Source organism: Mesorhizobium sp. B2-1-3A, from assembly GCF_006442655.1.
GTDB lineage: Bacteria > Pseudomonadota > Alphaproteobacteria > Rhizobiales > Rhizobiaceae > Mesorhizobium.
Window position 1 is genome coordinate 826,994 of the sequence record NZ_VFWK01000002.1, and the last position, 22,678, is coordinate 849,671.

The window sequence follows — 22,678 nt, forward strand, 5'->3', positions numbered from 1 at the left end:
GGCTCTGGTGGAGCAGGGATCTGCCGGTTGGCGTGGGTCATGGACGTCCGCGAGTGTCGTCATCCCAGGGCGGAGCAGGAGCGAAGCTCCGTCGCGGAGACCCCGGGATGACGAAGCGATGGCTGTTTGTGCCAATCGCCAAGGCTCAAGCCTCGGGAAAGATTGGCAATTTAGGAATGGCGCCCTAACTCCTCTCCCAGGAGACCGCCGCCATGTCGAAGTCAGTCTATGATCGTGGCCTGCTCAAGCCTGGCGAAATCGCCAGGCTGCAGCGCGTCTTTGACGAAGCCTGCCTGCGGCGCGACGTGCAGCCCGACTCGCCGGAAGCGCGCGAAATCGCCCTGACGCTGCTTGCGCTCCACAATGCCGGCATGGTCGACGAGGAGATGTTGATGGAAGCCGTCGGTTTCCGCCGGCTCGAACCGAAATCGGCGTGATGTCCGCGGTCGCGTCCAGCCCTATGCAGCGCGCTGAACGACGGCGACATTGATCGGGGTCCTCAAGCTGAAGCCGATGGACTCGTACAGCCTTATCGCGCCGGCGTTTGTGGCAAAGGCGTGAAGGTAGGGGATTTCGCCGCGTGCGAAAATCTGGTTGGCCACGAACACGGACAGCAGCCGGCCAAGGCCGGTGCCGCGAAACTCGGGGTGTGCGCACACACCGCTGAGTTCGGTATAGCCGGGCTGCTTCATGCGCTCGCCGGCCATCGCCACCAGCCTGCCCTCGACCTTCACGCCCCAGAAGGCGCCAAGGCTCAAGGCGCCTAATGTGAACGGGCCAGGCTTGGTGAGCGACGCCAGGGCCAGCATTTCGGCGGCGTCCTCTGGCGTCAGGGGCTGGATGCGTTCATCCGGCACGGCCGGCGACGGCGCCTCGGCAATCATCTGGACGGCGTCGGCGGTCGAGATGGCCGCGAGACCTGGCGGAAGGGTAATGGTGTCGGCTTGCGCCATGATGATGCTCTCATCCGGGCCAACAAGCTCGCCGAGCGCCCGCAGGCTTGCGGGATCGTCCGCGGCGGTGGCGGCAAACAGGGCGATTGACGGTGAATAGCGCCTGGCGAGATCGCCGCCTTGCGCGAAGGCGCGATGCCGCGTCTCAAGCGCGCTCCAGACGGGCCGGTCGAGAACATGTTTCATTGCACGGCGCCCGTTTTGACACGACGGTCGAGCGGGGCCGTGGCCAGCCCATCCTCGATGGCGGCGAGTTGATCGAGAAGCGGTCCTGAAAGGTCCCGGCACAGATCCGCGACAGCGTTTTCGATGCGTGGCCACACATCCCGTTTCGCCACATCGACGAGCCGCTGACCCTTGCCCGTCAGCGAGACCACCCGCCGTCGCTGGTCACCCCGTGACTGAATGGCTTCGACCAGCCCCAGCTCGGCTAGCAGCGACACGCTCCGTGTCACGCCCGGCTGTGTCAGCCCGAGCGATTGCGCCAGCTCGCCGATGGCCAGGGGCCCGAGCCTGTCAAGAGCGGCCAGCAGGGGGTACTGGCTCGACTGAAGCGGAACCTCCAGGCCGTCGAGCAGCTGTTGCGCATCGGCCTGCAACTGTTCGCCGATGCGCTTCAGCCGGCTGCCGAGGCAGAGATAGCCAAGCGATCGGATAACGTCTTCCATCATCATTTCCCGCGATAGTTTGTAACATGTTATATAACATGGCATATAAAATGCCGGAGCGATATGCTTGTCGCCCGCCTCCGCGATCAAATCAGCGTGACGCGCCCGAGGGCCGGGAGGAGCCGGCGATGCGCCTGGCGATCGCCTTGCCCAATATGCTGGCATTGGCAAAGCAGCCGCGGATGCTCGGCCGCATGCCGGTGAACCACAGGCCTGGCAGTTTCGCATCGGCTTGCCCGCCGTTGAACAGCGGGACGCCCTTGCCGTCGAGCACGCCGAGATTGCCGACCATACGCTCCAGCCCGGTGCGATAGCCGGTCGCGGCGATGACGATATCGGGATCGACCAGGCTGCCATTGGCCAGGAACACGCCGTCGCGGGTGAACTCCCGTATCGCCGGCACGACGACGATCTTGCCCGATTTGATGGCGTCGACGGCACCATCATCCGCGGCGATCGCCGTGTAGTCCGAGGTCAGGCGGCTGGCGCCGCCCGACGGCGCGGGCGGCATGCCGAATTTGGTCAGATCGCCGAAAACCAGGCGCTGCGTCGCGGCGATCGCCGCATCGGCGACGCGCAGCGGCAAACGCGCCATGAGCGGCGAAAGCCGGTGCACGGCGATCTTGCCGATGCGCTTGGGCAGCAGCGCGGGCCCGTTGCGGGCCGACAGCCAAAGCGCCGCCGTATCCACGCCGGCCAGATGATTGAGGGCGTCGAAGCCCGAATTGCCGGCGCCGACGACCAGCACCTTCTTGCCGGCATAGGCCGTGGCGTCGCCAAAATCCGCGGAATGGATGATCCGGCCCGCGAAGGCCTGCATGCCCTTCCACTGCGGCGTGAAGGGCTCCCTGTCGCGGCCGGTGGCGACCACGACATGACGCGCCAGGCGCAAGCCGGCACTGGTCCGCACGGCCCAGTGGTCGCCCCTGAACACGATGGCCTCGACGGCAACGCCGAACTCCACCGGCAGGCGGTTCGCCTCCCGGAAATCGTTCATATGGCGGATAACGACGTCCCTGTGCGGAAAGGCGGGAGTATCCCCGGGATAGGCAAGGCCGGGCAGCGCCGAGAGATCGCGATGGGTGTTGAGATGCAATTGCTGGTGCCGCCGGTGCCAGGGCTCGGCCAGCCGGCTCTCCTTTTCCAGGATCGCCGTCGGCACGCCGGCCTTGATCAGGGCATGCGCGACGGTCAGTCCGGCGGCGCCGGCGCCAATGACGATTGCAGGCTCGACCGCCACCAATTGCTCCACCATCGGTCTGGTTGTCGTATCAGCCATTCACCCTCTAGTCCCATTCAGCCGCCGCGCATTCCCGCAAGGCTCGCAGCAGGCTGTAACCGTTTGATCACGCGCAACCCCATATATGGGTGTCATCGCCGAGCCCTGCGCCGGGCCGCGGCCGCGCTCCAGAACATTTCGTTGCCAAGCGGAAACGACTGGATCGCGGAAATGCGGCCAAAACAACAAGATGGAGCGGAATGCCCGCTTCTGTCCGAATACATCCAGCCCTATATGGCATATCGGCGGCATCGGCGATAATCAGGTCGCGGCAATGTGATTGATTCGAGCTCCGGGGGCTGGCGGATCTCGTTACCGGCGCAGGAATTCGAAACCGCAAAGATTTCGGCTTCCCGCGAAAATCAAGACGCCGTGGCGCGTCTTGCGTGTCGACAGGCACGCCACGCCACAGACGGCACGCGGAATCTCGACCATGCCCTCCTTGCGGATCTATTTCGACAAAATCCTCGAGGGCGCCTCGCCCAAGGTCGAGCGCCAGGCGTTGACGCATGTCGAACGTCTGGCCCTGGTCCGCCGCCATGGCGACTTCTCGCTCGCCTATTCCACTGCCGTGCAGGGCAAGCTTTCCTATTTTGGCGATGCCGACGGCTACATCGCCTTCGGCACCAAGATGAAGCATCATTTCGCACTCGGCGACCCGGTGGCGGCGCCGGCGCGGCGGGCCGACTACATCAGGCGCTTTGTCGAGACCGCCGGCGCCCCGTGGTTCGTGCAGATCGGCGCGGATACGGCACGCGTGCTGGCCGGGCTCGGCTACAAGATCAACCGGCTGGGCATCGACACAAGCCTTGTCCTGCCCGAGCATGATTTTTCCGGCAAGCGCAACGAGACCGTGCGCTATTCCGAGCGCTGGCTGCTGAAAAAGGGGTTTTCGTTCGACGAGGACAAAAGAACCGTCTTCCTCGACGAGATCACACGACTTTCCGACAATTGGCGTGGCGACCGCATCGTCAAGCGCTGGGAAATGGGCTTTCTGAACCGCCCCTTCTACGATCAACTCGGCACCGACATGCGCCGTTTCGTGCTGCATGGTCCTGACGGCGAGCTGGTCGCGCTGCTCGATTTCGATCCGCTGTTTCGCGACGGCAAGGTCATCGGCTATACCACCGCCTTCAAGCGCAAGCATATCGATGCCTCGCCGCATGCCGAGATCGGCCTGACCAAATTCGCGGTCGACCGGTTTCGCGAGGAAGGCATATCGGTGGTCACGCTTGGCCTGTCGCCGCTCGTCGACGTGACCCCAAGCGGATTTGCCGAAAGCGACTTCTGGCGCAACGCCTTCCAGCGCGCCTACGCCTCGCCCTGGATCAACCGCCGCCGGTTCAACCTGCAGGGCCAGGCGGCATTCAAGCGCCGTTTCCACGGCGTGGAAGAGCCGGTCTACATCGCCTTCCGCGAGGGAACGTATATCGAGATGCTGGGGTTGCTGCGGCTGGTCAAGGCGATCTAGGGACGCAGCGCGCGGTCGGCCATGCCCTTCCTTTCGTCATCCTAGGGCGGAGCAAGGAGCGAAGCGACGCGGCGCAGACCCGAGGATCAATGCCGGGACTTCAACGCGCAGCCACGGTCCGAATTCTGCTCCGCTGCACCCTTCGACCCAGGTCACGGAATGGATCCTCGGGTCTCCGCAACGGAGCTTCGCTCCTGCTCCGCCCGTGGATGACGAAGGTGGGGGGCCGCGTCAGTTGCGCAGCCGATACCCAGTCTTGAAGATCCAGGCGACGACCGCGATGCAGGCGGCCAGGAAGACCAGCGTCATGCCGAGGCTGATGCCGACCGAGACGTCGGCCTTGCCGAAGAAGCTCCAGCGGAAGCCGCTGATCAGGTAGACGACCGGGTTGAACAGCGTGATCGTCTTCCAGATGCCGGGCAGCATATGGATCGAATAGAAGCTGCCGCCAAGGAAGGTCAGCGGTGTGATGATGAGCAGCGGCACCAGCTGCAGCTGCTCGAAGCTCTTCGCCCAGATGCCGATGATGAAGCCGAACAGGCTGAAGGTCACCGCCGTCAGCACCAGGAAGGCGATCATCCAGAATGGATGCTCGATCCTGAGCGGCACGAACAGCGAGGCAGTGGCCAGGATGATCAGGCCGAGGATGATCGACTTGGTGGCCGCCCCGCCGACATAGGCGATGACGATCTCCAGATAGGAGACCGGCGCCGACAGCAGCTCGTAGATGGAGCCGACGAATTTCGGGAAGTAGATGGCGAAGGAGGCGTTGGAGATCGACTGCGTCAGCAACGACAGCATGATCAGCCCCGGCACGATGAAGGCGCCGTAGGCGATGCCGTCGATCTCGGTGATGCGCGAGCCGATGGCCGAGCCGAAGACGACGAAATAGAGCGATGTCGAGATGACCGGCGAGATGATGCTTTGCAGCACGGTGCGGAACGCACGCGCCATCTCGACCCGGTAGATCGCCCATACTGCGCGAAAATTAGGGGCTGCGCGCAGGTTCATGGCTCTCTCCTCACCAGATTGACGAATATCTCCTCGAGCGAGCTGTTTTGCGTGTCGATGTCACGGAACTGGATGCCGCCGGCCTCGAGATCGCGGATCAGCGAGGCGACGCCCGGCCGTTCGGCCTGGTTGTCATAGGTGTAGGTCAGTTGCCCGCCATCAGGCGACAGCTCCAGCGCATAGCGCGAGAAGGCTTCCGGTATGGCCGTCAGCGCATTGCGCAGCTCCAGCACCAGCCGCTTGCGGCCGAGCTTGCGCATCAGTTCGGCCTTGTTCTCGACCAGGATGATCTCGCCGCGGTTGATGACGCCGACACGGTCGGCCATGGCCTCGGCTTCCTCGATATAATGGGTGGTGAGGATGATGGTGACGCCATCCTCGCGCAGCCGGCGCACCATCTCCCACATGTCCTGACGCAGTTCGACATCGACGCCCGCCGTCGGCTCGTCGAGGAACAGGATGCGCGGCTCGTGCGACAGCGCCTTGGCGATCATCAGCCTGCGCTTCATGCCACCCGACAGCGTGATCGCCTTGGCGTCTTTCTTGTCCCACAGCGAGAGATCGCGCAGCACTTTTTCGACGAAGGCCGGGTTGGCCGGCTTGCCGAACAGGCCGCGGCTATAATTGACCGTCGCCCAGACACTCTCGAAGGCGTCGATGGTCAACTCCTGCGGCACCAGGCCTATCAGGCTGCGCGCCGCGCGGTAGTCCTTGCCGATGTCGTGACCGTCGACGGTGACGGTGCCGGTCGAGCGGTTGACGATGCCGCAGACGATCGAGATCAGCGTCGTCTTGCCGGCGCCATTGGGGCCAAGCAGCGCGAAGATCTCGCCGCGGTTGATGTCGAGATTGACTTCCTTGAGCGCGGTGAAGCCGGTGGCGTAGGTCTTGGAGACCCCGGAAATGGACAGAATGGAGGGCATGGGCTGAAAACGGCTGCCTGAAAGAGGTCCCCTGATATAGGCCGAATGTCGTGGTGTGCAACCGTAAGTCAAGGCGCTGCTGACAGTTCTGGACAGCGGTTGCGGGCGGCCAGAGCTCTTGCCTCGACGCAATCCCCGCTGGAAACCGCTTCATGCGTTTCCTGGAATTGCCTCAGCCCAGGGTGAACACTGTACGCCTTGTGCTGTCGTCCCTGGCCCATGCCTGCTCGACATCCGCCAGGGGCACGGGCGTGGTGGCGATCTGAAGGCCGGCCGGGACCACGGCGCGCAGCAGATCGCCGGTGCAGGCGATGAAGCGGTCGAGCGGTACGCTGCCGATGCCGCTACCCATCAGGGCAATCGCGGATGAACGGAGCACGGCACTCGGCAAGGTGATATCGGACCCGCTGACGGCGCCGACCTGGACGAAGCGGATCGGCACGGCGTCGGCTCCGGCCTTGGCGGCGGCGACCAGCAGACGCTCGGCGCTATTGCCCCAGAGATAGTCGATGACGACATCCACGCCCTCTCTGAACTGCCTGATGAAGCTTTCTTCAAGAGCCGCCCCGTCCTCGACGAGCGGGATGGTCACATCCGCCCCGAGCGCCGCGACCGCATCGAGCGCGGCTGCGTTGCGGGCAGTGGCGATGACTTTCTTCGCCCCGAGATGCCGGGCGATCTGAACGGCGAGACGGCCGGCCGTGCCGGTGGCGCCGTTGACCAGCACGGTTTCGCCCGGCTTGAGCTTCGCCCGCTCGGTAAAGGCCGCCCATGACGACATGCCGGGATTGGCGATGGCCGCGGCGGTGACGTCGTCCAATCCGTCGGGCAGCGCCACGCAATGCGCTTCGGGCACGACGGTCCGCTCCGCCATGCTGCCATTGGGCGCCTTGGGCAGCGCGAAATAGACCTTGCTTCCGTCCTCGAGCCGGCCGACGCCGTCAATGCCGACGACGAAGGGGAACCGGCCCGAAGAGCTGTAATGCGAGCCAGAGGCGCGGCTCTTCACGACATGGCTGATGGCTGCGGCGATGACCGTGACGCGGCTTTCGCCCGCCGCCGGGACCGGCTCGGGGAAGTCGCCATAGACAGGCGCTTGCCCAGCGCCTGGGACAATAGCGGCTTTCATGATGGTCTGCCTTTCTGGGATCGATTTTATGTGTATAATGCACATATAAGGAGCTTGAGCATGCCGTCAACAAAAAACGTGCAAAATACACATATCTCGGACCAGCTGCGCCAGATTCACGGCGCTGTGCTCGATATTGTCGGCCTGATGAACCGGCCGCAACGCGACGAGTTGTTGATCAGGGCGGCGGGCATTCCGCTCGACCGGGCACTGTTCCCGCTGCTCGTCGGCATCGAGCGTTTCGGGCCGATCGGCGTCGTCGAGATGGCCGACCGTGTCGGGCGCGACTACACGACCGTCAGCCGCCAGGTCGCCAAGCTGGAGAGTCTGGGCCTGGTGCTACGCCAGGCCAGCGCCGCCGACCGGCGCGTGCGCGAAGCCGTGATCAGTCCGAAGGGTAAGGCGATGACCGACCTCGTCGATGCGGCGCGCGAGAAGATCGGCCACGCCATTTTCGAGACATGGGAGGCGCGCGACGTCGACGAGTTGGTGCGCCTGATGCGCAAGTTCGCGGATGCGCTTGGCAATGTGCCTGAGACCAGTTCTTAACCGGCGCATGAACCGGTAAAATTGTCCTGTGGCGTTCAGCCTCGCGGCAGGACGCCGCTTTGACCTGACCCTGCTTCGGGCCTATCCTTCATCAATACTTGCAGCAGCCGGAGCCCACCATGGACCCGCTCATACTGTCGCGCATCCAGTTCGGCGCGAATATTTCGTTTCATATTCTGTTTCCGACAATCACCATTGCACTTGGCTGGGTGCTGCTGTTCTTCAAGCTGCGCTACAACGCCACCAATGATTCCGCCTGGATGCGCGCCTATTTCACCTGGGTGAAGGTGTTCGCGCTGTCCTTCGCCATGGGCGTGGTCTCGGGCGTCACCATGAGCTTCCAGTTCGGCACCAACTGGCCGGGCTACATGGAAAAGGTCGGCAACATCGCCGGGCCGCTGCTGGCCTACGAAATCCTCACCGCCTTCTTCCTCGAAGCGGCCTTCCTCGGCATCATGCTGTTCGGCTTCCGCCGCGTCTCCAACCGCGTCCACACGCTGGCTACGGTGCTGGTCGCCGGCGGCACCACCCTGTCGGCCTTCTGGATCATCGCGCTCAATTCCTGGATGCAGACGCCGGCCGGTTTCGAGATCCGCGACGGTGTGGCGCACGCCGTCGACTGGTGGGCTGTCGTCTTCAACCCATCCATGCCTTACCGCCTGGTCCACATGCTGCTTGCATCGGGCCTGACCGTATCATTCCTGATATCGGGCCTGTCGGCTCTGCGTTATCTCCAAGGCGACCGCTCGGAATCGATGTGGAAGGCGCTGCGCACCGGCGTCTTCACCGCGGCGGTCCTGATCCCGATCCAGATCTTCGCCGGGGACCAGCACGGGCTGAACACGCTGGAACACCAGCCGCAGAAGATCGCCGCCATGGAGGCCAACTGGAACACCGGGCCCAACGTGCCGCTGGTGCTGTTCGCGCTGCCCGACGAGGCGGCGAGGGAGAACAGGTTCGAGATCGCCATTCCCGACGGCGCCAGCCTGGTGCTGCGGCACTCGACCAGCGGCGTGGTGCCGGGGTTGAACGACTTTCCCGGCAACCACCCGCCGGTCTTTCCGGTGTTCTGGGGCTTTCGCGTCATGGTCGGCACCGGCCTGCTGATGCTCGCCGTTTCCTGGTCGGCCGCCTTCTTCCTCAAGCGCCGGCACAGCCTGCCGAGGCCGCTCGCCATGCTGATGGTGCCGATGGCGCTGTCGGGCTGGCTGGCGACGCTGGCCGGCTGGTATACGACCGAGATCGGCCGCCAGCCCTGGCTGGTGACGGGCGTGCTCAGAACCGCCGACGCCGTCGGCCCGGTGGCGGGCAGCCATGTCGCGCTGACGCTCGCCGTCTATCTCATTCTCTACGTGCTGCTGCTGATCGCCTATCTCGGCGTGCTGGTGCACCTGGCGCTGAAGGCGGCCAAGGATGGCGATACCTCGCCATTGCCGGGCGTCATGAAAGCAGCGCTTTCACAGCCGGCGGCAGGAGAGTGACATGAGCTTCGATTGGCCAACCGCCCTCCCCCTCATCTTCGCCGGCCTGATGGGCCTTGCCATCCTGATCTACGTCATTCTCGACGGTTTCGACCTCGGCATCGGCATTCTGTTCGCGGCCGCCGAGGACACCGAGCAGGATACGATGATCGCGGCCATCGGTCCGTTCTGGGACGCCAACGAGACCTGGCTGGTGCTGGCCGTCGGCCTGCTGCTGGTCGCCTTCCCGATGGCGCATGGCGTCATCCTGACCGCGCTCTACATTCCGGTCTTCGTGCTTTTGGTCGGGCTGATCCTGCGCGGCGTCGCCTTCGATTTCCGCGCAAAGGTGCCGAGCGGTAAAAAGCATCGCTGGAACCGCATCTTCTTCCTCGGCTCGGTCATCGCCTCGCTGGCGCAAGGCTACATGCTGGGCGTCTATGTGCTCGGCCTCGATGTCGGCGTGGGCGGCATGGCATTCGGCGCGCTGGTGGCGTTCTGCCTGGCCGCGGCCTACGCGGCGATGGGTGCGGCCTGGGTGATCTACAAGACCGAAGGCGCATTGCAGAAGAAGGCGGTGCGCTGGCTGCGCACGGCGCTGGTGCTGACCGCGCTCGGCATGGCGGCGGTGTCGCTGGCGACGCCCTTCGCCAGCCCGCGCATCTTCGACAAATGGTTCGTCTGGCCGGAGATGCTGTACCTGTCGCCGCTGCCGATCCTGTCGGCGCTGCTGTTCCTGTGGCTGTGGCGGCAGACCTTCCATCTGCCGAAGCCCGACGACCGCCATTCGCTGACGCCGTTCCTGGCGCTGGCCAGCATCTTCGTGCTGGGCTTTGCCGGCCTTGCCTGGTCGTTCTACCCGTTCGTGGTGCCCGACAAGCTGACCATCTGGCAGGCGGCGTCGGCGACCGAAAGCCTGGCCATCATTTTGGTCGGCACCGTGGTGGTGCTGCCGATCATCATCTTCTATTCCTTCTATGCGTATAGGGTGTTCGGCGGCAAGGCGACGGATCTCACCTACGACTGATCCGCCGGCCTTCCCAACCGCCAAGGCATGGCGAAGGTTCAGATCAGCCCTGAGTCGCGCGCGGCCGCGGTAGCCTCGCCGCGCGACACGGCGTCCAGCTTGCCCAGCACCGCCGAGACATGGTGGTCGACCGTCTTGGGCGAAATGGCGAGATGTTCGGCGATGCGCTTGTTGGACAGGCCGCGCTCGATCAGCTGCAGCACTTCCATCTGGCGCTGGGTCAGGCCGGCGCTGTTGGCCCGGGTGGTGCGGCGCGGCCCCCTGGCAATGTGAATGACGCCGTTCTGCCGCATGATGTCGCGCACATGGCTCGCGACCGGTTGGGCGCCGAGCGCCTCGAGAATCTCCAGCGCCGTGCGCTGCGCGGCCTCGTCGCCCTGGGCGAGCGCCAGCGCGCGTTCGTAGGGGGCGTCGAGTTCCGCCCAGGCCGAGGCCGCGCCGCGCCAGTCACCGGCCAGCAGCATGCGGTAGGGCGCGGCCATGCCTGACGTGTCGCCCGGATCGGTATCGGGTGAAAGCAGCTGCCGCCAGCCGGCCAGTTCCGCGAAGACCGCCCGCGTCGGCGACAGGCCTTCGGCAAGGCCGATCAGGCGCAGCGCCTCGGCCTTGTCCGCCTCGCCGAGCCAGGCCCGTTCGGCAATCACCGCCGCGTAGGGCAACAGCCGCTGCAGCTCCGCTCCCCTTTCCAGAAACTGCTTCATCTCGGCCAGAAGCGGCTCGGCCGAGGGGTCGCCGCGACGGACCCTAAGCCGCGACAGCGCCACAAGAGCCGGATAGCGCACCAGTGCGGTCGCCCGGTCGTTGGCAATCACATCCAGAGCCTCGGCGGCCGCCTCATTCCAGCATCCCTGGCGCAGCAGCAGCTGGGCCCGCACGCCACGCATGTAATCGCGCCACGTCGCGAGATCGTTCTCGACGCAATAGTCGATGCCGCGGTCAAGGAAGGATTGGGCCTGGCTGTAGCCCAACTGGTTCATCTCGCCACAAGCGCAATTGGTGAACGCGCGGGCCGCATGTTCCTGGAAATTCTGCTCAAGCGCGATTTCGAGGCTGCGGGCAAGATGCAGCCGGCTTGAGTCTAGGTCCAGCCACTGCTCGGCGGCGCCGACATTGTTGAGAGCATGGCAGACGACTTCGGGCCTGTTCAGCCGTTCGGCGAGCTCGATCGCCCGGGCACCCAGCGACAAGGTCTCGTCCAACCTTTCGGCCAGCATCGCCAGTTGCGAAAGGTTCGAGTAGGCCATGGCAAGCTCGGCGCTGGCCGGCACGGTCTCCAGCAACGCGACAGCCTGGGCGCCGAACATGTCGGCGGCCTGCCGGTCGCCCACAAGATAGGAAAAGCGCGACAGCCATCTGAGGCTGTCGCCTTCCTTCAGCGTGTTGCCGAGCGCCTGCTGCAGCACGCGGGCCTGTTCCTGCGCCTTGATGGCCTCTTCGATGCGCGCGATCAGATGGCACTCGAAGGCATATTGCTCGTAAAGGCCGGCGCGCTCTTCCTCGGGCAAGGTGTCGGCCTGGCGCAAGGCGACCTCGTAATAGCCGGCGGCGTCGCGATGGGCGCCGAGACGCGAGGCCTCCCGCGCCGCGATCGGCGCGAACTCGCGCACCGCCTCGAGATTATGCGCTTCCACCGCATGATGGACGAGGCGCGCGGTGGCGACATCCCTGTTTTCGAGCAGCGCCGACAGCGCACGCTGGTTGAACAGTCTCCGGGAACTCGTCGTCAGCATCATCTCGATGGCGTGGCGTGCGATCTCGTGCCGGAAGGCGTAGCCGTCGCCCAGATCGTCAAGCAGCCCATGCGACACGCATTCGGCGAGCTGACCGGCGGCGGCCACGCCGCACAGGCCCTGCAAGGCCCAGGCGTCGGCGCGTCTGGGAAACACCGACACCGCGTCGAGCATCGAGCGGGCGCCAGCCGACAACCGTTCGGCGCGCGCGACGACGGCGTCGCGCACGCTGGCAGGCGGCGTCATCTCATTGTCGGCGCATAAAAGCTCGGTGACGAAGAAGGCGTTGCCGGCCGTCGCCCGGTAGATGGCCTCGCCGTCGCGGCCGGCGGCAATGGCGAGCGAGAGCACCGCCGCCTCGCTGAGTAGCGGCACCTCGATCCGCACGACATTGCCGGTGGGAATTTCGCCGAGCGCGCGACGCACGCGCATCTGTCCTTCGCTGCGGTCGGTGCGCGCCGTCAGGACGAGCAGGATGTGGGTGTTGGCGATGCGGCGGCCCAGAAAGCGGACGAAATCGAGCGTCGCGTCATCCGCCCAGTGCAGGTCCTCGATGATCAGGAGCGTTGGCTGCGTCCTTGCCTCGAAGACTTCGAGCGCGTCGGAAAACAGGGGCAGCCTCTGTCCCTGCCGGGCATCGATCGCCTGCGGCATCGACCATCGCGCCTCCCGGGCGAGATCGTAGAGCGGCCCGAGCGGGTCCGGTATCGACAGGTCCTCGCAGGCGCTGCGGAAAACGCGCACGCCGTCGCCAACGCCGCCGACGAAAGCCTCGACAAGGGCCGACTTGCCGGCGCCCGCCTCGCCGGACAGTGCAGCCACATGGCCGAAGCCACGCGTGGCCTCCGCGAGAAGTCCATCCAGCTGCTCCAGCTGTGCCTGCCGTTCCAGAAGCATCGTCATTCGCTCAACAGGGATGGTGTCCGGGCGTATCCCTGGACGTCCGCCACGAGCGTCCGGGACGATGACCGACAATGTGCCCCTCCCCACATTTTCGGTGCCACCTACCACATAACGTCGCCACTATAGGGAATCTTCCAACAAAAAAATAGGGAAAGGCTCCGATGCACGCCCTTGGCGAGCGTGATCAATGTCCAGCCGCGCTTAAATCGAGCGTGAATCAACAGAAAAGGGAAACTTGATATGCCTCGCTATGTGGTACAACGCACATTTCCTGACGGCCTCAGCGTGCCGATGAACGATGCCGGCGCCGACGCGCTGGGCGGCGTCATCATGCGCAATGCGGAGAAGGGCGTGACCTGGGTGCAATCCTTCGTGTCGCCCGACAAGAAGCAGAGTTTCTGCATCTATGACGCGCCCTCGCCGGAAGCGATCCGCAGCACGGCCCAGAAGAACGCGCTGCCTGTCGACAAGATCACGGAGGTGCGGGTCCTTGACCCTTACTTTTACCGTTGATCCCTCCGATGGGCGTCAAACTGCCCTTCGCGGCGGTGGCGACATGCCTGACGAAGCGCCCGGCGAGGTGCCGGCGGCTTCGAGACCCGTCGGACGACGGCCGTCACTGGGCCGGCTTCCCTGGCGGCTTGCCTCGCTGCTGCTCGCACCATTGCGCAAGGGGCGGCGGCGGTTGCCACCGCAGGACAACTATCTGAGACGCGACATCGGCTTGCCGGAGCTCGAGGAGCTGCCGCAGTACTGGGATTTCACCCGGTCAGACCACTGAAACGCGCAGCCATCCGACGTGCCGGCGGCGGGAGCGGCTGCTCCCGCGCACCATCAACAACGAGGAGAGAAAATGAACATTCATGTGTGGACCAAGCACCTCATCAACCTGTCGATCCTTTCGATCGCGGCCACGGCGGCGAATGCCCATGACACGGGCACGCTGGATGAGAAGGTACGGGCAGCCAATGGCCGTTTCGAGAATGTGGCGATGGCCACCGCCGAAGGCTATGCGCCGATCCCTTGCGCCAGCGGCATCACCGGCGGCGCCATGGGCATCCACTATGTCAACGCGGCCTATCTGAAGGACGATGCCGTCGATCTCGCAAAGCCGGAGGCCGTCATGTACGAGCCGATGGCGGACGGCACGCTTAAACTGGTGGCGGTCGAGTACATAACCTCGAAAGGCCCGGCCTCGCTGGAAGGGCAGCTGTTCAATTTCAACAGCGCGCCCAATCGCTATGGCCTGGGCGCCTTCTACGAGCTGCATGTCTGGGCCTGGAAGAAGAACCCGACCGGCACCTTCGCCGACATGAACCCCGATGTGTCGTGCGACGCGATGAAGGCCATGTAGGCGCAAATCTCCCCCCTCGAGGCAGGGCAATTGCATATGAGTTTTTACGAAGAGAACCCCCACCCTAACCCTCCCCACAAGGGGGAGGGAACGCTGCCGCGCGCTACGCTTTGGCGTCGAACTTCTACAGATTACCGAGTGCAGCGCCGGCGCGAGTCTCCCTCCCCCTTGTGGGGAGGGTTAGGGTGGGGGTCCTCTTCGTAAAAACTCATATGCGATTGCCCTGCCCTTGGGGGAGGGTCGATCCGCAAGGCGGATCGGGTGGGGGGCTGCGCCGCACCCCTCACACAGCCTTGAACACCACCGTCTGCGCCAGCCCGCCGCCTAGGCGGTTCTCCAGCGTCACCGTCCCGCCATAGCGTTCGATGATCTCCTTGGCGATGGCCAGGCCCAGCCCCGCGCCCGGAATGAATTGCTGGCGGCCGGGGTCGACGCGGAAGAAGGGCTCGAAGGCCTTGTTGATGAGGTCGGGCGGAATGCCCGGGCCATTGTCGGAAATGGTCAGCACCGCACGCCTGTCGGCCAGCGCGAGGTCGATGCCGCAGGCCTTTCCGTGCGTGGCGGCGTTGACGATCAGGTTGCGCAGCGCGCGGCGCAGGCCGAGCGCGCCGGCGCGCACCGAAACCTTGTCCAGATGCCCGATCGAGACGTGATGGCCGAGCGTGACCATTTCGGCCGATATGTCGCGCACCATCTTTTCCAGGTCGAGCGGCTCGACAGCGTCCTGGTTCACCTCCTCGCGCACCAGGCGGATGGCGCTGTCGGCGATGCGGTCGAGCTCGTCGAGGTCGTGAAGCCATTTGTCGCGTTCCTCGTCGAGGAATTCGGCGCGCAGCCGCATGCGCGTCATCGGCGTGCGCAGATCGTGGCCGGCGGCTGCGACGAGGCGCATGCGGCTTTCCATGGCCACTCTCAGCCGCGACGACAGCTGGTTCAGCGCATGGGCCGTCGCCTTGACCTCGGCCGAACCCACTTCCGGCACCGCTGCCAGCACACCGTCGCTGCCGATCTTGGAGACGGCGGCTTCCAGCATTTCCAGCGGCCGGATCAGCACCGAGGTGAAATAGACCGAGACGGCGGTGGCGCCGGCGACGATCAGCGAGATCCAGCCGGCGAGCACCAGCCATTCGCGCCCTGGCGGCTTGAGGTGCGGCACGTCCATGATCGCCCAGCGCCTGTCGGGCAGTTGCACCGAGGCGGTCTGGCCGGGTTCACCGGGCTTTTCGCTGATGATCGCCAGGAGGTCGAGGCCGCGGCGTTGCAGGATGTCGTTGAGCATCTCCGTTTCCGCGCGGGCGACCTTGCCGGCGGCCGGATGGTCTGTGAATTGCACCCGCAGCACATCCGGTATCGGCCCCGGCAGCAGCCGCGCCACGAGTTCCATCTGCTGGGCGATCCAGGGCACGGTCAGCTCCGGCGGCGGCCCGCCGCCGCGCACGCTGATAACGGCGGCGGTCGCCAGGCCGACGACGCCGACGATCGAAATGACCAAAAGCAGGATGAGGCGGCGGCGCAGCGAGTTCACGCCTGCGCCTCCACCGTCTCGACACGGGCGGTCAGCTGATAGCCGCCGTTGCGCACGGTCTTGAACAGCGGCCCTTCGCCGGTGTCGGAGAATTTGCGGCGCAGCCGGCTCATCAGCACGTCGACCGAGCGTTCGAGCGGGTCGCGCTCGCGGCCTTGCGTGAGATCAAGCAGCTGGTCGCGCGACAGCAGCCGGCCGGGGCGGTCGAGGAACACCTGCAAAAGGTCGAACTCGGCGCCGGTGAGATCGATGCTCGCGCCTTGCGTGTCCGTCACCTTGCGGGTGTCGGGTTCCAGCCGGTAGCTGGCGAAGCGGTAGACGCGGGCGCGGGGAGCGGGCGCTTCCTCCGGTGCGGCGCGCCGCAGCACGGCGCGGATGCGGGCGGTGAGCTCGCGCGGGTTGAAGGGCTTGCCGAGATAGTCGTCGGCGCCGAGTTCCAGCCCGATGATGCGGTCGACATCCTCCTTCAGCGCCGTCAGCAGGATGACGGGGACGTGCGGCTTGCGGTCCCGCAAGCCCCGGCAGATGTCGAGGCCCGAGCCGTCCGGCAGCATGACGTCGAGCACGACGAGGTCGAACTGGCCGGAGGCCAGCTTCTGCTCGCATTCGCGCCGGTCGGCGGCCACCGAGACGCGAAAGCCCTGGCCGTCGAGGTAGCGGCCGAGAAGCGTCCTGATCTCGCGGTCGTCGTCCACGACGAGGATATGGGGTTGTGACTGCATGATGCCTGCCCTTGCCCGTGATTATTGAGGGCTCGAGGCTGATTATAGGGAGCGCGCGCGCCGGCGGCATGGAAAATTGCAACGCAATGTTTCTGGCCGGGGGTGGGAAACATTGGGAAACAAATCGCCGCTTTGCGGAAACCTTCGGCAACATGCCGACGCGAAGCGGACAAACAGGCTTCCTATCCTCATGGCCGTCCGATGCATGAGAGAAAGGAACACAATCATGCGAAGCAGACTTCTTGCGCTCGGCCTGTTTTCCGTCGCCGCGATTCATCCCGCGCTGGCGGCGCAGCCCGATGCCGGCCCCGCTCCCGGCGAGCCGCCTCCCGCCATGGCCATGCAGGACGGATCGATGCCCGGACCGCAGGGCTTTGGCCCGCATGGCCCGATGCGGCACGGTCCGCCAGGCTGGGGTCCGCAAGGCTGGGGCCCGCATGGCCCTGAAGGCTTTGGTCCCCGCCGCATGGGACCGCCGCCGGAATTCATGCTGGCCGCCCGGCTGGCGGCGCTCGAGACGCGCGTCGGCATCCGCAGCGAGCAGCTCGACGCCTGGCGCGACTATACCAGTGCGCTGCAGGCGGTGCTTTCGCCGCCCCGGCCTGATCGCGGCCCCGGCGGCCCCGGCGAAGCCGAGGCGAAGGGGCCTGATGCGGCTCCGGGCGGCAAGCCCGATGCCTTCGCCTTCCAGGAAAGGCTGGCCGACGACATCACGGCGCGCGCGGCTTCGGCCGCCAAGCTCAAGGATGCGATCGCCGCGCTGCGCGCCAAGCTTACGCCCGAACAGCTCGAAATCCTCGCTTCGGCGGAACGCCCCCACGGACCACCCCCCGGCCCCTGGGGCGGCCCGCCGAATGATGCAGCCGCACCTGGAGGTCCGCCCGACCAGGGCGGGCAGCTTCCGCCACCCCAGCCCGGGAACGGCTGATTACTCCAGCCGGCTGCGCCGGCCGGCCCGGCGCCCAACCCGTTCTCGGGCCGGCCGGTCCCGTGGGATGGCTGACAGATCCAGCCATCCCACCCTTCAAATCACGCACAACGGAAGCACGGCAATGTGGGAAGCCTTGATGATGCTGCGGCTGATTGCGTCGGTCAGGCCGATCGGCGCGCTCGGCCAGCGCGCCGGCCATGCCGTCACGCCGGAGATGCCGCCGGTCGACACGCCGCAGGGCGCGATCCGCTTGCACTTTGCCGCCTGGCGCCTGTCGCTGCCGGTTTCGCGGCAGCTCCACGATCATCATGACCGCAAGACCGCATAGGATGCAGGCAAGGCTTGGCATGCAACCGCCAATCGGCATAAATGGGCGCGATGGGCATCGCGGCCAGGAACTCGATCGTCGGGTTCGATCTGGCCGCGGAGAAGGAGCGCGACATGAGCCGCTTCGAGGCACTGCTCGACGCCGCCCTGGCATGGGCGCGGCCCGTTTTCACCATATCGATCGCCGTCGAGCGTATTTCATCGATCCTGCCTGGCCCCGCTTCCGGTGCCAGGCCGCCGCAACTCCAGGGAAAGATCCAGGCCATGCCTTTCACGCCTAGCCAATCCGTCGTGCCGGCCCATCCACGCCGGCTCACGCCCTGGGCGGCGATACTCGCCGCCACGGTACTTCTGGCGGCCTGTTCGCAGGAAGGGAGCAAAGCTCCCGCCGGCATGGCGGGTGCAAGCAAGCCGGAGGTCGGCGTCGTGACGCTACATCCCCAGTCGGTGGCGATAACAGCCGAACTGCCGGGACGCACTTCAGCCTCGCTCACCGCCGATGTGCGCCCGCAGGTCAACGGCATCATCCAGGCGCGGCTGTTCAAGGAGGGCAGCGAGGTGGTGGTCGGGCAACCGCTCTACCTCATCGATCCGGCGAGCTACCAGGCCGCCTATGACAGCGCGCAGGCGGCCCAGCAGAAGGCCGAGGCGGCGGTGCCGACGGCGCAGGCCAAGTTCGACCGTTATGCCGGCTTGCTGAAGCAGAACGTTGTTTCCAAACAGGATTATGACGATGCCGCCGCAACGCTGGCCCAGGCCAATGCGGATGTGGCGTCCGCCAAGGCCAGTGTCGAAACCGCGCGCATCAATCTCGACTACACCAAGATCACCGCGCCGATCGCCGGCCGTATCGACAAGTCGTCGCTGACGCCGGGCGCCCTGGTCACCGCCAATCAGGACACCTTGCTCACCACCATCCGTTCGCTCGATCCGATCAATGTCGACGTCACGCAGTCGAGCACCAATCTGCTCAACCTGCGCCAGGCCATCAACGAGGGCCGGCTGAAGTTCAGCGGCCCCAATGTCAGCGTCAAGCTGAAGCTCGAGAACGGCACCATCTACAACCAGACCGGCAAGCTGGAATTCGCCGGCGCCAATGTCGACCAGACCACCGGCACCTTTGCGCTGCGGGCCGAGTTCCCCAATCCCGACCGCCTGCTTCTGCCGGGCATGTATGTGCGCGCGCTGGTCGAAGAGGGCGTCGCCCAGAACAGTTTCCTGGTGCCGCAGCGCGGCGTCACGCGCAACACCAAGGGCGAGGCGACCGCCATGGTCATCAATGCGCAGGGCAAGGTCGAAACGCGCGTGCTCGCCGTGCGCAACAGCGTCGGCAACAACTGGCTGGTGGATTCGGGCGTCGGCGACGGCGACCGTGTCATCGTCGAGGGCCTGCAGCTGGTGCGCCCCGGCGGCGACGCGACGGGCGTCGAGGTGACGATCGACGAGACGACCGGCGAGGTGAAGGACCGGGCGCAGACCTCTTCGGCCGCACCTTCCACGTCCAAGATGGCCGATAGCAGCCAGTCGACCGGGAACTGAGGCGATGTCAGCATTCTTCATCAACCGGCCGATCTTCGCCTGGGTGATCGCCATCGTGATCATGCTGGGCGGCCTGCTCGCGCTCACCACGCTGCCGATCTCGCAATATCCGCAGATCGCGCCGACCACGGTCAACATCAGCGCCAACTATCCGGGCGCCGACGCGCAAACGGTCGAGAACTCGGTGACCAAGGTCATCGAGCAAGGCATGACCGGCATCGACAATCTCGACTACATGACGGCGACCTCGACCTCGACCGGCCAGGCCACGATAACGCTGACCTTCACCAGCGCGGCCGATCCCGACACCGCCCAGGTGCAGACGCAGAACAAGCTGCAGCTGGTGCAGTCGCAGCTGCCGCAGGTGGTGCAGAGCAACGGCATCACCGTCTCCAAATCCTCGACCGGCTTCCTGATGGTCATCGGCTTCGTCTCCAGCGACGGCAAGATGAACTCGACCGACCTTGCCGACTATGTCGACTCGACCATCAATGACACGCTGAAGCGCGTCGAAGGCGTCGGCTCGACGCAGCTGTTCGGCTCCAGCTATGCCATGCGCATCTGGCTCGATCCCGACAAGCTCGCCAAATACACGCTGATGCCGAGCGACGTGGCCGCGGCGATCCAGGCGCAGAACACGCAGGTCTCGGCCGGCCAGCTCGGCGGCATGCCGCAACGCAAGGGCCAGCAGCTCAACGCCACGGTGACGGCCAAGAGCCGGCTGCAGACCGCCGAACAGTTCCGCAACATCATCCTGAAGAGCCAGACCGACGGTTCGCTCGTTCGCCTCAACGATGTCGCTACCGTCGAGCTCGGCGCCGAGAGCTATACGACGCAAGCCAGATACAATGGCCAGCCGGCGGCCGGCGTCGCCGTCAACCTCGCAACCGGCGCCAACGCCATCAGCACGGCGGAAGCGGTGCGCACGACGATCAACCGGCTGAGCTCAACCTTCCCGCAAGGCGTCGAGGTCGTCTACCCCTACGACACCTCGCCCTTCGTGCGGCTGTCGATCGAGGAGGTGGTCAAGACGCTGGCCGAGGCGATCGTGCTGGTGTTCCTGGTGATGTTCATCTTCCTGCAGAATCTGCGGGCGACGATCATCCCGACCATCGCCGTGCCGGTGGTGCTGCTCGGCACGTTCGGCGTGCTGTCGCTGTTCGGCTATTCGGTCAACACGCTGACCATGTTCGCCATGGTGCTGGCCATCGGCCTGCTGGTCGACGACGCCATCGTCGTGGTCGAGAATGTCGAACGCGTCATGGCGGAGGAAGATCTGTCGCCGAAAGAGGCGACGCGAAAATCGATGAACGAGATCACCGGCGCGCTGGTCGGCATCGCCACCGTGCTGTCGGCGGTGTTCGTGCCGATGGCCTTCTTCGGTGGCTCGACCGGCATCATCTACCGGCAGTTCTCGGTGACCATCGTCTCGGCCATGGTGCTGTCGGTGCTGGTCGCGCTGGTGCTGACGCCGGCGCTCTGCGCCACGATCCTGAAGCGGCCCAAGGACCATGCGACGCAGACCGGCCCGTTCGGCTGGTTCAACCGCGTCTTCGATCGCGGCACGACAGCCTATCGCGACGGCTCGCACGGCATCATCAAGCGGTCCTGGCGCTTCCTGGCCGTGTTCCTCGCCATTGTCGTTGCCATGGGCTGGATGTTTGCCCGGCTGCCGAGCTCGTTCCTGCCGGAAGAGGACCAGGGCATCCTGATCACCAGCGTGTCGCTGCCGGTCGGTGCGACGCAGGACCGGACCGAGCGTGTCCTGGCTGAGGTGACCGACCACTATCTCAAGCAGGAAAAGGACGCTGTTCAGGGCGTCTTTACGGCCTCCGGCTTCGGCTTCGGCGGCGCCGGGCAGAATGTCGGCATCGCTTTCGTGCCGATGAAGGATTTCAGCCTGCGCAAATCGCCGGCCTTGTCGGCGCAAGCGGTTGCCGGGCGGGCCATGGGCGCCTTCTCCAAGATCCGGGATGCGCAGGTTTTCGCGCTTGCCCCGCCCGCCATCCAGGGTTTCGGCAACACCAACGGCTTCGATTTCTACCTGCAGGACGTCAACGGCGCCGGCCATGACGCGCTGATCCAGACGCGCAACCAGCTACTGGGTCTTGCCGCGCAGAGCAAGCTGCTCGCCAACACCAGGCCCAATGGCCAGGAGGACCAGCCGCAATTCTCGATCGATATCGACCAGGAGAAGGCCAGCGCGCTCGGCGTCAGCCTCGCCGACATCAACAACACGCTGTCGAGCGCCTGGGGCAGCGACTACGTCAACGACTTCATCGACCGCGGGCGGGTGAAGCCGGTCTATATGCAGTCGGACGCGAACTTCCGCATGCAGCCGGAAGACCTGGACAAATGGCAGGTGCGCAATGCCAGCGGCGCCATGGTGCCGTTCTCGGCCTTCGCCTCCAGTCACTGGACATTCGGTTCGCCGCGGCTGGAACGCTACAATGGCTCGGCGGCGGTCGAGATCCAGGGCGCGGCGGCAGCCGGCGTGAGCTCCGGTGCGGCGATGGACGAGATCGACAGGCTGGTGGCGCAGCTGCCGCCCGGATATTCCCACGAATGGACCGGGCTGTCGCATCAGGAACGGCTTTCCGGCAACCAGGCGCTGTCGCTCTATGCGATTTCGGCACTGGTGGTGTTCCTGTGTCTGGCCGCGCTCTATGAGAGCTGGTCGATCCCGTTCGCGGTCATGCTGTCGGTGCCGATCGGCATTTTTGGCGCTCTCGCGGCGGCAACGCTTTTCGGCCAGACCAACGACGTCTATTTCAAGGTCGGCCTGCTGACCACGATCGGCCTGGCCGCCAAGAACGCCATCCTGATCGTCGAGTTCGCCATCGAGCGGCAGGCGGCCGGCATGGGGTTGGTCGAAGCGACGCTGGAAGCGGCGCGACAACGATTGCGGCCGATCCTGATGACGTCGCTGGCCTTCATCCTCGGCGTCACGCCGCTCGCGATCGCCAGCGGTGCGGGCTCGGGCGCGCAGAACTCGGTCGGCATCGGCGTGATGGGCGGCATGATCGCGGCGACGGTGATCGGCGTGTTCCTGGTGCCGCTGCTGTTCGTCACGGTGCGGCGCATCTTCAAGGGCAGGGTGGCCAAACAGGATACCGGGCCGGATCTCGGGCAAGGCACGGACGAGAAGCCGGCGCCGGCCAACCAGCAGTAAGGAAC

The 22,678-nt window shown here is 65.4% G+C and carries 21 protein-coding genes; 12 read left to right on the forward strand and 9 right to left on the reverse strand.

The features are described from left to right. The first annotated feature begins 212 nt into the window (after positions 1-212). Entirely contained in the window at positions 213-437 is a 225-nt protein-coding gene (locus tag FJ977_RS35765) for a hypothetical protein (protein ID WP_181179743.1), read from the forward strand. Positions 438-458: 21 nt separating this feature from the next. On the opposite strand, the gene FJ977_RS10575 is transcribed toward FJ977_RS35765, so the two are convergent. The 3 genes from FJ977_RS10575 to FJ977_RS10585 form a co-directional block, all read right to left on the reverse strand. Then, positions 459-1,139 (reverse strand): GNAT family N-acetyltransferase, encoded by a 681-nt coding sequence (locus FJ977_RS10575; protein WP_140771077.1) that lies wholly within the window; start codon positions 1,137-1,139, stop codon positions 459-461. Then, positions 1,136-1,624 (reverse strand): MarR family transcriptional regulator, encoded by a 489-nt coding sequence (locus FJ977_RS10580; RefSeq protein ID WP_140771079.1) that lies wholly within the window; start codon positions 1,622-1,624, stop codon positions 1,136-1,138. Before FJ977_RS10580 ends, FJ977_RS10575 begins: the two co-directional genes overlap by 4 nt. 88 nt (positions 1,625-1,712) lie before the next feature. Next, positions 1,713-2,900: an NAD(P)/FAD-dependent oxidoreductase gene (locus FJ977_RS10585; protein ID WP_140771081.1), complete on the reverse strand. Its 1,188-nt coding sequence runs from the start codon at positions 2,898-2,900 to the stop codon at positions 1,713-1,715. A 433-nt stretch (positions 2,901-3,333) separates the two neighbouring features. Between FJ977_RS10585 and FJ977_RS10590 the strand changes: the two genes are divergently transcribed. Further along, the gene (locus tag FJ977_RS10590; protein WP_140771083.1) at positions 3,334-4,371 is read left to right on the forward strand and encodes a phosphatidylglycerol lysyltransferase domain-containing protein; all 1,038 of its coding nucleotides are present in this window, start codon (positions 3,334-3,336) and stop codon (positions 4,369-4,371) included. 231 nt (positions 4,372-4,602) lie between these two features. Here FJ977_RS10590 and FJ977_RS10595 read toward each other — a convergent pair whose 3' ends face one another. From FJ977_RS10595 to FJ977_RS10605, 3 genes are all read right to left on the reverse strand, one after another. Further along, positions 4,603-5,382 (reverse strand): ABC transporter permease, encoded by a 780-nt coding sequence (locus FJ977_RS10595; RefSeq protein WP_140771084.1) that lies wholly within the window; start codon positions 5,380-5,382, stop codon positions 4,603-4,605. After that, the gene (locus FJ977_RS10600) at positions 5,379-6,305 is read right to left on the reverse strand and encodes an ABC transporter ATP-binding protein (protein ID WP_140771086.1); all 927 of its coding nucleotides are present in this window, start codon (positions 6,303-6,305) and stop codon (positions 5,379-5,381) included. Before FJ977_RS10600 ends, FJ977_RS10595 begins: the two co-directional genes overlap by 4 nt. A gap of 172 nt (positions 6,306-6,477) precedes the next feature. Then, positions 6,478-7,434 (reverse strand): zinc-binding alcohol dehydrogenase family protein, encoded by a 957-nt coding sequence (locus FJ977_RS10605; RefSeq protein WP_140771088.1) that lies wholly within the window; start codon positions 7,432-7,434, stop codon positions 6,478-6,480. Positions 7,435-7,494: 60 nt separating this feature from the next. Between FJ977_RS10605 and FJ977_RS10610 the strand changes: the two genes are divergently transcribed. The 3 genes from FJ977_RS10610 (at position 7,495) to FJ977_RS10620 (ending at position 10,470) form a co-directional block, all read left to right on the forward strand. After that, positions 7,495-7,983 carry a MarR family winged helix-turn-helix transcriptional regulator gene (locus tag FJ977_RS10610; protein WP_140771090.1) on the forward strand — a complete coding sequence of 163 codons (489 nt, stop codon included), beginning with the start codon at positions 7,495-7,497 and terminating at the stop codon, positions 7,981-7,983. A 119-nt stretch (positions 7,984-8,102) separates the two neighbouring features. Beyond that, positions 8,103-9,464: a cytochrome ubiquinol oxidase subunit I gene (locus FJ977_RS10615; protein ID WP_140771092.1), complete on the forward strand. Its 1,362-nt coding sequence runs from the start codon at positions 8,103-8,105 to the stop codon at positions 9,462-9,464. A 1-nt stretch (position 9,465) separates the two neighbouring features. After that, positions 9,466-10,470 (forward strand): cytochrome d ubiquinol oxidase subunit II, encoded by a 1,005-nt coding sequence (locus FJ977_RS10620; protein ID WP_140771094.1) that lies wholly within the window; start codon positions 9,466-9,468, stop codon positions 10,468-10,470. Positions 10,471-10,508: 38 nt separating this feature from the next. Here the strand turns inward: FJ977_RS10620 and FJ977_RS10625 are convergent, their stop codons facing one another. Next, positions 10,509-13,097 carry an AAA family ATPase gene (locus FJ977_RS10625; RefSeq protein WP_140771405.1) on the reverse strand — a complete coding sequence of 863 codons (2,589 nt, stop codon included), beginning with the start codon at positions 13,095-13,097 and terminating at the stop codon, positions 10,509-10,511. A 246-nt stretch (positions 13,098-13,343) separates the two neighbouring features. On the opposite strand from FJ977_RS10625, the gene FJ977_RS10630 reads away from it, so the two are divergent. The 3 genes from FJ977_RS10630 to FJ977_RS10640 all read left to right on the forward strand — a co-directional run bounded on the left by FJ977_RS10630 (position 13,344) and on the right by FJ977_RS10640 (position 14,457). Beyond that, positions 13,344-13,616 carry a DUF4242 domain-containing protein gene (locus FJ977_RS10630; protein WP_095775628.1) on the forward strand — a complete coding sequence of 91 codons (273 nt, stop codon included), beginning with the start codon at positions 13,344-13,346 and terminating at the stop codon, positions 13,614-13,616. Between the two features lie 43 nt (positions 13,617-13,659). Then, positions 13,660-13,884, forward strand: a complete 225-nt coding sequence (locus FJ977_RS10635; RefSeq protein ID WP_246682911.1) for a hypothetical protein — start codon at positions 13,660-13,662, stop codon at positions 13,882-13,884. Positions 13,885-13,956: 72 nt separating this feature from the next. After that, entirely contained in the window at positions 13,957-14,457 is a 501-nt protein-coding gene (locus tag FJ977_RS10640; protein ID WP_140771098.1) for a hypothetical protein, read from the forward strand. Positions 14,458-14,740: 283 nt separating this feature from the next. Here the strand turns inward: FJ977_RS10640 and FJ977_RS10645 are convergent, their stop codons facing one another. Together FJ977_RS10645 and FJ977_RS10650 are read right to left on the reverse strand one after the other, a co-directional pair. Continuing rightward, positions 14,741-15,982, reverse strand: a complete 1,242-nt coding sequence (locus FJ977_RS10645; protein WP_140771100.1) for an ATP-binding protein — start codon at positions 15,980-15,982, stop codon at positions 14,741-14,743. Next, on the reverse strand, positions 15,979-16,704 hold the full coding sequence (locus tag FJ977_RS10650; protein WP_140771102.1) for a response regulator: 726 nt from the start codon (positions 16,702-16,704) through the stop codon (positions 15,979-15,981). Before FJ977_RS10650 ends, FJ977_RS10645 begins: the two co-directional genes overlap by 4 nt. 226 nt (positions 16,705-16,930) lie before the next feature. Between FJ977_RS10650 and FJ977_RS10655 the strand changes: the two genes are divergently transcribed. From FJ977_RS10655 to FJ977_RS10670, 4 genes are all read left to right on the forward strand, one after another. Then, the gene (locus tag FJ977_RS10655) at positions 16,931-17,632 is read left to right on the forward strand and encodes a hypothetical protein (RefSeq protein ID WP_140771104.1); all 702 of its coding nucleotides are present in this window, start codon (positions 16,931-16,933) and stop codon (positions 17,630-17,632) included. A 124-nt stretch (positions 17,633-17,756) separates the two neighbouring features. Then, entirely contained in the window at positions 17,757-17,963 is a 207-nt protein-coding gene (locus tag FJ977_RS10660; RefSeq protein WP_140771106.1) for a hypothetical protein, read from the forward strand. Positions 17,964-18,226: 263 nt separating this feature from the next. Beyond that, positions 18,227-19,501 (forward strand): efflux RND transporter periplasmic adaptor subunit, encoded by a 1,275-nt coding sequence (locus FJ977_RS10665; protein ID WP_140771407.1) that lies wholly within the window; start codon positions 18,227-18,229, stop codon positions 19,499-19,501. A gap of 4 nt (positions 19,502-19,505) precedes the next feature. After that, complete coding sequence (locus FJ977_RS10670; RefSeq protein WP_140771108.1) at positions 19,506-22,673, forward strand: efflux RND transporter permease subunit; 3,168 nt, start codon at positions 19,506-19,508, stop codon at positions 22,671-22,673. The last annotated feature ends 5 nt before the right edge of the window (positions 22,674-22,678 follow it).